We start from the raw sequence: 393 nt of genomic DNA on the forward strand, positions 1-393 counted from the left end.
GTGTTTTTCGCGTTCGAACGCCGCGTACAACGCATCCAGCCGACTTTCGACATAGGCGCCGAAATCGGCCGCCGTCGCTTTGTCGAAAATCAGGCTCAACCGCTCATCCGTTTCGCTGATCCGCACCGCCTTTGCGCCATCCTGCTTGCGCCAGACAGCGGTGCGCGGCTTGTCCTTCGCCTTGCGCAACTGGTCGAACAGATAGTCGAAACGGTCGTCGGAATTCTTCTCCAGAAAGGCCGGCGTCGCCACCAGCTTCAAGGCCTTTGCCTTCTTCGAGGCTTCGCCGAGGAGATCGGCCATCTCCGCCCAGCGCGTGCGACCGAAGCCAGGGGCCGGGCCGATGGCCTCGATCACCGGAACGGGCAGGCGCTCGACCAGCGCGATCATCCG

Annotated in this window: 1 protein-coding gene; it reads right to left on the bottom strand. The window is 63.1% G+C overall.

Going from position 1 to position 393, the window contains the following annotated elements:
• Positions 1-393: plasmid partitioning protein RepB C-terminal domain-containing protein (locus tag P7F60_RS16165; protein WP_277918761.1), on the bottom strand; the 393-nt coding region annotated here is incomplete at both ends.

Source organism: Rhizobium sp. YJ-22 (assembly GCF_029601685.1).
Taxonomy (GTDB): domain Bacteria; phylum Pseudomonadota; class Alphaproteobacteria; order Rhizobiales; family Rhizobiaceae; genus Metarhizobium.